The sequence below is a fragment of the Micromonospora sp. DT4 genome (assembly GCF_049841675.1).
Taxonomy (GTDB): domain Bacteria; phylum Actinomycetota; class Actinomycetes; order Mycobacteriales; family Micromonosporaceae; genus Micromonospora.
In genome coordinates this window covers 124626-133545 of record NZ_JBNCKT010000004.1, presented here as the reverse complement: position 1 = coordinate 133545, position 8920 = coordinate 124626, and the positions used below count along the sequence as shown (strand labels likewise).

Genomic DNA, 8920 nt, shown 5'->3' with positions numbered 1-8920 from the left:
AACTGGCACACCAACCAGCCAGTCCTACGGTCCCTGACCGCATACGACCACTGACCCCCTTGGAATAGATCGTCTAGTGGTCGCCGTCGCCCGGGTTGATCCGCGTCCGGGTGCCGCCGAGCTGAGTACCTCACGTCAACTCGGGTGCCCGGACCGGGCGGGTAAGGAGGGTACGGCTGGGGAAGATGAGGCGTCGTGCCCATGCCGGGGTGGGGCCTTCGCCCGATGAGTTTCTCCCCGGAGACGGCCAGCGTGCACGTCTCGCGCATCATCGCCAAGCTGGACGTGACCAACCGGGGCGAGGCCGCCGCGCTGGCCCACCGCCTCGGCCTGCTCGCCGTTCCGGCGTCCCGGCTTCCGGCGTCCCGGCGTCCCGCCGAGCCCGGCGTCCCGGCGTCCCGGCATCCCGCCCTCAGGCGCGCGGCAGGTAGATCCGCCAGCCGTCGACGGTCACCAGGTCGAGGGCGTCCGGGCCCGCGCCGAGTCGCCCATCGAGCCGGGCCGCCAGCGGTGACCCGGCGGGAGCCACCCAGGCGGGCGCCCCCGCGCGCTCCACCTCGCGGCGGTACGCGGGGTAGCGGTCGAAGCCGGGGCGCAAGTTGTCGTCCACGACCGCGCAGACCACCTCCTCCGCGGTGGCGAAGGTGAGGCGGTTGCAGGTCCAGTAGCCGGCGCGCACCTGTCGTACGCCGAGGTGACGCAGCGTGGCCACCAGCTCGGCGTGCCGGGCCTCGTCGGCCCGGTTCGCCGGCGTCGTCCGCGCCGCCTGCGCCGTGGCGTAGGCGGCGGTGAGCAGCGTGGCGGCCAGGATGACCAGCGCGACCGGCCGGGCCGCTGTCCACCCCGGCCGGGACCAGGCCAGCGTCCAGACCGGCCAGAGCAGCGCCGGCACGGAGATGAGCAGCGTCGACAGGTACCGCGAACTCTCCGCCGGGGTCAGGCCGGAGGAACTGCTCACGGTGTACGCGACGAGGGTCGCCACCGCCGCCAGCACGAGGGCGAGCCGCACCGCTCCCGTGACCCGGGGCGACACATCGTCGGAGCCGGCCGAGGCGGGTGGGCGGCGCAGGGTCCGCCAGGCCGTGCCGGCCGCGACGGCCAGCACCACCGGCAGCGCGTACGCCCACCACAGTTGCCAGGTGGCGCAGGAGCCGGGCCCGCAGAAGCCCATGCCCAGCGGCGGCCCGAGCAGCAGCCCGCCGTGCAGCCGAGCCCCCCATTCGGCGCTCGCGTCGGCGCCACCCGCGGCGAGCACCGCGCTCACCGGGTTGCGGCCGGTCAGCAGGCTGTGCGCCAGCAGCGGGGCGGCTCCCAGCACGGCGGCGGCCCCGACGAGCACGCCGGCCCGACCGCACAGCTCCCGGTGGCGGAACCCGACCAGCACTGTGCCGGTCGCCACGACGTACGGCAGCACCAGCGGGTCCACCCAGAGCATCAGGCCGGCCAGGAACCCCCAGGCGGCCCAGCGCGCGAGTCGCCACTCGGGTCGGCCGGCGGCCAGGTCCACGGCGAGCAGGGCGAGCGCCACCCCGACGGCGTTCATCTCGGGGTAGCCACCGCCGGCGATCAGCTGGTTCTTGACGACCCGGTCGGCGCCGAGGGCGAGCAGGACGACCACCAGCAGGCCGAACCAGCGGTCCCCGGTCAGCCGCAGCGTCAGCCGCCAGGCCAGCAGCAGGAACAGCGCGTACAGCGTCAGCGTGGGCAGACGCAGACCGAACAGGGACGGGCCGGCGAGCGCGAACACCGGCGCGGCCAGGTACGCCTCCAGTGTGCCCATGTACTGCTGGCCGTAGAACCAGACCGGGAAGCCCTCGCTCCTGGCGATGTGCAGCGCGGCCAGCCCCATCGTGGCCTCGTCGCTGTTCGTCGGGGGAGTCACGTGGGCCACCAGCCAGAGCCGGTAGCCGATGCCGCCGAGCAGGGCCAGCCCGGTGAGCCAACCGACCGGTGCGAGGCGAGCGCCGGGCCGCGGACGCGGACGATCCGCGCTGCGCGGCTTGTCGCGTACCCCGGCGGTCATCGCACGATCATGACACCCGGACGCCGCACGGTCCGTGCGGCGTTGTCGGCGGGTCAGCCGGCGGCGGCGACCGTGGTGGCGGCGCGGGCGTCGAGCGCCTGCTGGTAGAGCCGGCCCGCGCGGTACGACGAGCGCACCAGCGGCCCGCTCATCACCCCGGCGAAGCCGATCTCCTCGGCCTCCTCGCGCAGCTCCACGAACTCCTCCGGCTTGACCCAGCGGGTCACCGGGTGGTGTCGGGGGGAGGGGCGCAGGTACTGCGTGATGGTGATCAGCTCGCAGCCCGCCTCGTGCAGGTCGCGCAGCGCCTGCGAGACCTCGGCCCGCTCCTCGCCCATGCCCAGGATGAGGTTGCTCTTGGTGACCAGGCCGTCGGCGCGGGCCTGCCGGATCACGTCCAGCGAGCGGTCGTAGCGGAACGCCGGCCGGATGCGCTTGAAGATGCGCGGCACGGTCTCCACGTTGTGCGCCAGCACCTCGGGGCGGGAGCCGAAGACCTCGGCCAACTGCTCGGGGACGGCGTTGAAGTCGGGAATCAGCAGCTCGACGCCGCAGCCGGGCTGCAGGGCGTGGATCTGCCGGACGGTCTCGGCGTACAGCCACGCCCCACCGTCGGGAAGGTCGTCGCGGGCGACACCGGTGATGGTCGCGTAGCGCAGCCCCATCGAGACGACCGACTCGGCGACCCGGCGCGGCTCGTCGGCGTCGAACTCGGCGGGCTTGCCGGTGTCGATCTGGCAGAAGTCGCACCGCCGGGTGCACTGGTCGCCGCCGATGAGGAAGGTGGCCTCCCGGTCCTCCCAACACTCGTAGATGTTGGGGCAGCCGGCCTCCTGGCAGACGGTGTGCAGCCCCTCACGCGAGACGAGCCCGCGTAGCTGGGTGTACTCCGGGCCCATCTTGGCCTTGACCTTGATCCACGGTGGTTTGCGCTCGATCGGCGTCTCGGCGTTGCGCGCCTCGATCCGCAGCAGGCGACGCCCCTCGGGGGCGGCCGTTGCGGTACGCGCTGCCTGGCCGGTCGTCGGCGCGGAGTGCTCGATCGTCACGAAAACGAGCCTACGCCGGATGGTGGCCGTCTATGTGCGTCAGGCGACCGGCGTCACGCCACTGATGTTGTGACGCCTAACACCGGTGCGCCGAAACCGGCGTCACACGGCTGGACGACATCAGCTCCAAAGGACGCGAGGTAGACCCCCGGTCCCCGCCGAGCAGCCCGAACCGGTCGCGCTTCAGACCTGGATGCGCGGGTCAGACCGCGATGAGGGTGGCGAGGCGGCGCTCGACCACCGGCAGCACGTCGGCGACGCTGATCGGGCGACCCAGCTCGGCGGTGAGCGACGTGACGCCCGCGTCGCGGATGCCGCAGGGCACGATCCGGTCGAAGTACGTCAGGTCGCAGTCACAGTTGATCGAGAAGCCGTGCAGGGTGACGCCCCGGGCGACCCGGATGCCGATGGCGGCGACCTTGCGGGCCGGCCCCCGGTTGTCCTCGGGCACCCAGACTCCGCTGCGCCCCTCCACCCGGCCGGCGGTCAGGCCGAACTCGGCGCACACGTCGATGAGCAGGTCTTCCGTCCGGCGGACGTAGGCCACGACGTCCACCGGGTCGGGCAGCCGCAGGATCGGGTAGCCGACGAGCTGACCCGGACCGTGCCAGGTGATCTTGCCGCCACGGTCGACGTCGACGACGGGGGTGCCGTCCATGGGGCGGTCCCACGGTTCGGTGCGCTTGCCGGCGGTGTAGACGCTCGGGTGCTCCAGCAGCAGCACCGTGTCGCCGCGCTCGCCGGCCACCACCGACTCGTGCAGGCGCCGCTGCTCGTCCCAGGCAGCCTGGTAGTCGAGCAGGCCGGCGCGGACGGCCGTCAGGCCGGAGGTCGTCGTCGTCACGGCATCAAGCCTAGTCCCGTGCACGGCTCCGATCCCTGGTGAGACGTCTCACCAGGGATCGGTCAGCCCGGTGGGACGCGCCAGAGCCAAACGTCGTCGACCCGCTGCGGCTCGCCGAACAGCGCGGTGGCGGTACGTCGGACCGTCGCCTCGTCGACCTCGAACTTCGCGCCGTGCACCGCGTCGGCGAGGACCAGCGTCTCGATCCGCCAGTGCCGAAGGTCGGAGCGGACCTCCTGCCTCGTGCCGTCGGTGATGATCGGCATCAGCCCGGTGCGGCCGGCCTGGTCCATGAGCGCGCTCAGGGTGCGTGGCACTGGTCCGATCCTGCCGCGCCCGTCCGGCCCGCCCGGGCCGAGGAAGAAGCCGGCGGGAATGGCGAACTCGCCCTGCCGGTGCGACAGGGCGTACGCCTGCCACCGCTGGCCGTCCGGATAGATGTCCACGGTCAGCGGCAACGGGGTCAACGTGTTGCCGTCGGAGACGTACTGCCGCCAGGCGCCGGACGTGATGAAGCGCGGGATGGGCTCCCGTTCGCGGGTCAGCAACGGGGTGGGCAGCAGCGGCACGAGGGCCGCCGCGAACCCGATCACCCAGGCCAGCTCCGTGGGGCGGTACCGGGGTGGCGCGGCGCGAAGCTGATCGATGGCGTACGCCAGCAGCACCCCGATCACCGGGGCTACCACCAGGGCCAGCCGGGCCGGCAGCGCGGCATTCACCACCGGCAACTGGCCGAGGACGTCGAACGGCATGGGCAGGTCGGTGCGCCGTCCGTCGACCTTCGCCACCGGCCCGAAGGAGAGCACCGTGAAGATCAGCGCGACGACGCCCAGCGCCCAGAGGACGGCCCGGCGGCCGGCGTCGGCCCACCGCCAGAGCGCGACGAAGCAGATCACGGTGAGCACCAGCAGCGGGATGCCGAAGAACGAGTTCTCCTCGGTCGGGTTCGGCGCCAGCGCGGTGCCCAGCCCGGCCTCCCCGGCCAGCGAGCGGCGCGGGAACGCGGTGAAGGCGGCGATGTCCTCCGAGTGGATCACCGGGTCGAAGCCGGTGCCGTGGAACCGCTGCGGCCCCGCGAAGTGCAACCACAGCGGGTACGACAGCAGCACGCCGGCCACCACCGCTGTCACGCCGAGCCCACGGACGAAGGTGGGCAGCGCGGCGCGGGCCTCGGCGCGGTGGGCCGGGTGCAGCGCCCAGACGGCGACGAACACGCCGAGCGCGAGAGTGGCGAAGAACAGGCCCTCGGCGGCGATCGAGAAGGCCGCCGCGACGAGCAGGCCGAGGATCACCCCGTCGCGCAGCCAGCGCCCGGGGCGGCGCAGCGCGAACAGCCGCCAGATCAGCAACGGCACCAGCCAGCCGGCGGTCCAGTTCAGGTGGGCGTTGGCGTGCGAGACCATGCCGGGGGAGTAGGCGATGAAGAGGCCACCGACGCCAGCGGCGAGGCGGCTGCGCACCAGGTGCCGCGAGAGCAGCCAGTACCAGGCCAGCGCGGTGGCGAAGAGGTTCAGGGTGAGGATCACGAGGAACGTCGCCGGCGGCCCGACGAGGTACGTGAGCGGGGCGAAGACCACCGCGTACACCGTGATCGAGGTGTTGACCGCGAGGTTCACGCCGTCCGGGACGTTGATCAGGTAGGTGAAGAAGGGGTTCTCCCCGTGGGTGACCGCGTGCCCGCCGAAGGCGAGCAGCCACTCGAAGAGCGCCTGGTCGCTGGAGTTGACGGTGATCGTGCGGGCGTTCGGGTCCCGCCACAGACCGCTGGTCACCCAGACGGCGAGCGCGAGCGCCACCAGCACGACGATCAGGTCGGCCCGGCGGTCCCGGAGGGCGCGCGGCGGCGACGCGGGTGCGGGCCCGGTGGCCAGCGACGGGGAGGACGGCACGCAGCGGACGTTACCAATCGGACCTGGACGAGCCGGTCAGACCGGCGGTTGTCGTCGGTTCCCGTGCCGCCGTGGCGGGGGCGATCACCCTCGCCACGCCCGCCCAGGCCGCCAGCCTCACCCAGGTCACCGGGTTAGGCTCCAATCCGGGCAACCTCGCCATGTACGCCTACCGGCCGGACAACCTGCCGGCCAACTCCCCGGCCTCTCGGCGGAGGGGGCGATGAGCGCGGTCATGCTCGCGACGTACCCGGACGTCTTCGCCGCCGGATCGATCATCGCGGGCATCCCGTACCGCTGCGCCACCAGCGTGGTCAACGCGTTCAGCTGCATGAACCCGGGTACGGACAAGACGGCGGCGGCCTGGGGCGACCTGGTCCGTGGCGCCTACTCCGGCTACACCCGCCCCCAACTACTGGGTAATCGGCTGCTGACCTCCCATCCCTGGTAGCTGGCCCCCATTGATCATGGAGTTATTGCCCCGACACGCCGAGGTGGCGGGCAATAACTCCATGATCAACCCGCCTTGTCAGCCCTGCAGGGCTGCCGACAGGGCTGCGGGGAGGGTGGGGTGCTGGTAAGGGTAGGCGGCGTTCGACAGCACGCCGGGGAGCACCCGGGTGCTCGTCAGGGCCTCGTGGGAGAAGCCGCCGAGCGCCACCTTGAGGGCCAGGGCGGGGATCGGGATGATCGCCGGGCGATGCAGCTGCCGGGCCAGCTCGCGGGTGAACTCGGCATTCGTCACCGGGTTCGGGCTCACCACGTTGACCGGGCCGGCGATCTCGTCATCGGCCAGCAGGAAGTCGACCGCGTCCAGCCAGTCCTGCATGGAGATCCACGGCAACCACTGCCGGCCACTGCCCAGGCGCCCGGCGATGCCCAGCTTGAACGGCAGCAACTGCGGCTTGAGCAGCCCACCGTCGCGGTGCAGGGGCAGGCCGGTGCGCAGCCGCACCACGCGTACCCCGGCGTCCTCCGCCGGTCGGGTCGCGGCCTCCCACACCCGGCAGACGTCGGCCAGGAAACTCTCGCCGGCGGGCGCGTCCTCCTCGATCACCCGGTCGCCCGTGTTGCCGTACCAGCCGACCGCCGACGAGTTGAGCAGCGTCCGAGGTCGGTCGCCGGCGGCCAGCCCGGCGATGGTCGTCGCGAGCGTGGTCGTGCTGTCCACCCGGCTGGTGCGGATCAACCGTCGGTAGTCGTCGTTCCAGCGCTTGTCGCCGACGCCCGCGCCGGCCAGGTTGACCACCGCGTCCGTCTCGGCGACCACGGTCGGGTCGAGCTGGCCGGCCGCCGGGTCCCACTGCCGCTCCTGCGGGTCGCGCGGCGCGCGGCGCACGAGCCGGGTGACCTGGTGCCCGTCGGCGGCGAGCCGGTCGCCCAGCCGGGTGCCGAGGAAGCCGGACGCGCCGGCCATGAGGATCCGCATGCCGTCATCTTCGTCGAAAACCCCCTCCCCGGACGCGCCCCGCCCCCACTCCGCGTCGATCTTGCACCTTTTGGTGTCGTTATGTCAGGCAAGGCCCGTTTCATCGCCACAGAAAGTGCAAGATCGACGAGATGAGGTCAGGGGCGTAGGTCGGTGAGGAGGTTCTCCACCTCCGGGTACACGTCGGCGGGGAGGGGGCCCAGCGTCAGGGTGGTCAGGTTCTCGTCGGGTGCATGTACATCCCATGCCGTCCCCGCGCCTCCATGCCCTCGGCGGCCTTCCTGCCGGATACACCGCGACGCTGTCCGCAGTCTAGACCGGCGTTGTTACGGGGTGGTCGGCTCGTCGGGCTCCCGGAGGTCGTGCCAGCGCGCACGCCAGGCGGCCTCGTGCGCCTCGTGCGTCGTCCGTTCCTGGAACACGGCGGCCCGCAGCGCGTGCCGGGAGTCCGACATCACCAGCACCTCGACGGCGACGAGCCCGACGCAGATCACGGTGGCCAGGGTGAGCGCGCCCAGCACCGGCAGGTGCGGACCGATCGGCAGCGCCGCCGTGAGCGCCACGATGACACCCACGCGGGTCCAGGTGACGGTGTGCAGGGTCCGTAACTGGAACAGCATGTTGACGGCGAAGTAGGTGATCAGACCGCCGAAGAGCATCGGCATGGTCGGCCCGTCGATCTTCTCCGCGATACCGCCGGCCGGGTCGGTGATCTTGTGCAGGAGCTCCTCGTTGCCGATCGAGAACAGGATCACCCCGGCGATCATCGGTAGGTAGAGGTACGCGTACGCGTCGCGGGCCATCGCCACCCGGGGAGCGCCCTCGGCCGCGTGCAGCGCGATCCGGGCGGCGGGCCCGACGAAGTCGAAGTGCGCCCACCAGAGGGCTGCGGTGATCACGATGCCGAGCGCGGCGGCGGCCACCGCCGGCCAGGTGACGGGTTTGCCGAGCAGGTTGCCGCCCACCCCGGTGGAGATGATCGACTCGCCCAGCGCGATGATCAGGATGAGGTCGTAGCGCTCGGTCCAGTGCTCCGCGCTGGTCACCCCCCAGCCCCAGGTGCCGACGATGAAGCCGGTGGCGTACTGCACCACCACCACGGCGACCCACAGCCCGTCGCGGACCAGGGCGGCCCGGTCGGAGTCGGTGATCTGCGGCGGGATCAGCGCGGCGGCCAGCAGCAGCACGATGCTCACCGCCAGCTCCGGGGCGAACCGTCGGAGCTGGCGCCGCTCCTGCGGGCTGTCCCGCACCACGTGCTGGTACAGGAACATGTGCACGGCCCGGACCACGACGTAGCTGATGGCCACCAGCATCGGGCCGGCGGCGCTGCCCTTCGGGTCGCTGAACGCCTGCGGCAGCCCCAGCGCGAACGCGAACAGCGCGACCATCGAGATCACCATGAGCGCCGGTACGTAGCCCTCGCCGAGCCGTACCCGGGTGGCGACCAGGCTGTGCACCACCCAGATCCACCAGAGCACGGCGAGCACCAGGGCGGCGTGCAGCAGTTGGCGACCGGAGATGTTCGCGGCCGTCGCGCGGGTGATGATGAAGAAGGAGAAGACGAAGACCAGGTCGAAGAAGACCTCGAACTTGTCCACCCGTGCGCCGGGCGCGATGGGGACGGCCGGTCCCAGTTGTCCACGCCGCCGGTAGCCGCCCACAGTCCCACTCTGGCAGCGTGTG

The 8920-nt window shown here is 72.2% G+C and carries 6 protein-coding genes and 1 pseudogene; 1 reads left to right on the top strand and 6 read right to left on the bottom strand.

Going from position 1 to position 8920, the window contains the following annotated elements; translation table 11 throughout:
- Positions 1-412: 412 nt before the first annotated feature.
- From ACLQ24_RS03160 to ACLQ24_RS03145, 4 genes are all read right to left on the bottom strand, one after another.
- Positions 413-2023 (bottom strand): hypothetical protein, encoded by a 1611-nt coding sequence (locus ACLQ24_RS03160; protein WP_425888886.1) that lies wholly within the window; start codon positions 2021-2023, stop codon positions 413-415.
- 53 nt (positions 2024-2076) lie between these two features.
- Positions 2077-3072 carry a lipoyl synthase gene (gene lipA / locus ACLQ24_RS03155; RefSeq protein ID WP_425888885.1) on the bottom strand — a complete coding sequence of 332 codons (996 nt, stop codon included), beginning with the start codon at positions 3070-3072 and terminating at the stop codon, positions 2077-2079.
- 202 nt (positions 3073-3274) lie between these two features.
- Positions 3275-3916 (bottom strand): lipoyl(octanoyl) transferase LipB, encoded by a 642-nt coding sequence (lipB, locus tag ACLQ24_RS03150; protein ID WP_425888884.1) that lies wholly within the window; start codon positions 3914-3916, stop codon positions 3275-3277.
- 62 nt (positions 3917-3978) lie between these two features.
- Entirely contained in the window at positions 3979-5805 is a 1827-nt protein-coding gene (locus ACLQ24_RS03145) for a DUF2079 domain-containing protein (protein WP_425888883.1), read from the bottom strand.
- Between the two features lie 23 nt (positions 5806-5828).
- Here ACLQ24_RS03145 and ACLQ24_RS03140 point away from each other — a divergent pair.
- Positions 5829-6220 (top strand): annotated as a pseudogene (locus ACLQ24_RS03140) (feruloyl esterase); the annotation flags it as partial.
- A gap of 114 nt (positions 6221-6334) precedes the next feature.
- Here ACLQ24_RS03140 and ACLQ24_RS03135 read toward each other — a convergent pair.
- A complete protein-coding gene (locus ACLQ24_RS03135; protein WP_425888882.1) occupies positions 6335-7234 on the bottom strand; it encodes a TIGR01777 family oxidoreductase in 900 nt (299 codons plus the stop codon).
- 326 nt (positions 7235-7560) lie between these two features.
- Positions 7561-8898 carry a low temperature requirement protein A gene (locus ACLQ24_RS03130; protein ID WP_425888881.1) on the bottom strand — a complete coding sequence of 446 codons (1338 nt, stop codon included), beginning with the start codon at positions 8896-8898 and terminating at the stop codon, positions 7561-7563.
- Positions 8899-8920: the final 22 nt, after the last annotated feature.